Source organism: Streptomyces sp. NPDC005774 (assembly GCF_042871645.1).
Classification (GTDB): domain Bacteria; phylum Actinomycetota; class Actinomycetes; order Streptomycetales; family Streptomycetaceae; genus Streptomyces; species Streptomyces pratens.
In genome coordinates this window covers 1-1735 of record NZ_JBIAIV010000136.1, presented here as the reverse complement: position 1 = coordinate 1735, position 1735 = coordinate 1, and the positions used below count along the sequence as shown (strand labels likewise).

Here is a 1735-nt window from a genome sequence, read left to right as displayed (position 1 = left end):
CTCCTAAGAAGCGATTCCCAATCCGGGCGGCACGGCTGCGGCTCGAACCTGAGTCCGTGCGGTGCTCGTTCAGATGAACACGTGGTCGTCGGCGCATAGGAGAAGGGCCTCCTGAACATCTCGGTGATGTCGAGTCAACCGAGCAACAGGAGGCCCTCGTGTCCCACTCTGTCCTGCCCGTGTCCGTCCCGTCCAGCTCCGGCACCTCACCGTGTGACTGCCTCGCCCATCTGTACGGCAACGCCGCGGACAACCCGGATCGCGAACCGGGCTATGACTCCGACCTGACGGATGCGGAGTGGGCCGTGATCCGGCCCCTGCTCCCCGTCCCGGCCTGGCTCAACGGACGGGGCGGACGCCCGGAAAGCTACTGCCACCGTCAGGTGATCGATGCCGTGCGCTACCTGGTCGCCGAGGGGGTGCGCTGGGCAAGCCTGCCGCGCGACTTCCCGAAGTGGCGAGCCGTCTACCGCTTCTTCCGCCGCTGGCGCGACAACGACCTGATCAAGGAACTCTACGGACGGCTCCGTGCCCGCCTGCGCGAACTGGCCGGCAAGGACACCGAGCCGACGGCCGCGATCATCGACTCGCAGTCCGTGAAAGGCGACGCCACGGTGCCGGCCCGCTCACGCGGTTACGACGCCGGAAAGAAGATCAACGGGCGCAAGCGGCACATCGCCACCGACACCCTCGGCCTGCTCCTGACCGTGATCGTGACCGCCGCCTCGGTCAGCGACCGCGACGCCGGTGCCGACCTGCTGCGGGCCCTGCGCGAGCGGCACCACGCACTCCGTCTGGTCTGGGCCGACGGCGGCTATACCGGCTGGCTCGTCACCTTCGCCGCCGGCGTCCTCGCCCTCGCGCTGACCATCGTCAAACGCCCCGACGACATCACCGGCTTCACCGTCCTGCCGCGCCGCTGGGTGGTGGAGCGGACGTTCGCCTGGCTGATCCGGGCCCGCCGCCTCGCCCGCGACTACGAAACGCGCACCGACAGTGCCGAGGCCATGACCTGGTGGGCGGCCACCATCCCCGCCACCCGCCGCCTCGCCCGCGGCGGCATCCCGGCACCCCGCCGTCTCAAGCGGACCGACCCGGCCTCGGCCTGAACAACCCCGGCCCCGCCTCGACGAGCCACCCCCGCTCCACCAGCCTCTTCGCCCGGAACCGGGCCGCCTGCTCCCGCGCATCCGTGGCCTGCCAGCCCAGACCGTCCCGCAGCCCCCTCGCCCGCACACCACCGCCGCCCCCGGCACCGTCGCGCTCGACCAGGGACACGATCCGGGCATAGTCCTCCGGCAGGACAGACCGCTCCAGGCCCTCTGCCCACACCGGCACCTCGGCCTTCCGGCCCGCACCGCCACCGACCACCACCGCCTCCCCGGCGGCCGCCTCCGTGACCTGCGCCGGCCCACCGGACAACGCGTCCACCAGCTCCTCACGCGCGATCACCGCCCGCCGTGCGGCCTTCTCCGCTTCCGCCACCGCGACCTGAAGCCGCTCCAGCTCCGCCCTCAGCTCCTCGGCCCGCGCGAGCGCCACCCGCTCGCGTTCTTCCAGCAACCCCATCGCCGACGGCATCGGCCACCTCCGCACACCGGGACTTGAACACGACGGCCCGAGCATGCCTTTACGACGCAGCAACCATGCCTGAACTGGGAAAACTTGAAGCTACGTCCGCTTTAGGAATCGCTTCTAAAGCGGGTGTCGCAGGTTCGAATCCTGCCGGGGGCAC

General features: G+C 70.8%; 2 protein-coding genes. One reads left to right on the top strand and one right to left on the bottom strand.

Features of this window, described 5'->3' with window-relative positions:
- Positions 1–230 precede the first annotated feature (230 nt).
- Positions 231–1109 (top strand): IS5 family transposase, encoded by an 879-nt coding sequence (locus ACFYQA_RS39460; protein ID WP_388928666.1) that lies wholly within the window; start codon positions 231–233, stop codon positions 1107–1109.
- Here ACFYQA_RS39460 and ACFYQA_RS39455 read toward each other — a convergent pair.
- Entirely contained in the window at positions 1081–1581 is a 501-nt protein-coding gene (locus ACFYQA_RS39455) for a hypothetical protein (RefSeq protein WP_388928664.1), read from the bottom strand. The genes ACFYQA_RS39460 and ACFYQA_RS39455 overlap by 29 nt on opposite strands.
- Positions 1582–1735 lie beyond the last annotated feature (154 nt).

Bases quoted from the DNA above. Each gene is read 5' to 3' on its own strand.
- ACFYQA_RS39455 (WP_388928664.1), bottom strand. From the start codon at position 1,581: ATGCCGTCGGCGATGGGGTTGCTGGAAGAACGCGAGCGGGTGGCGCTC.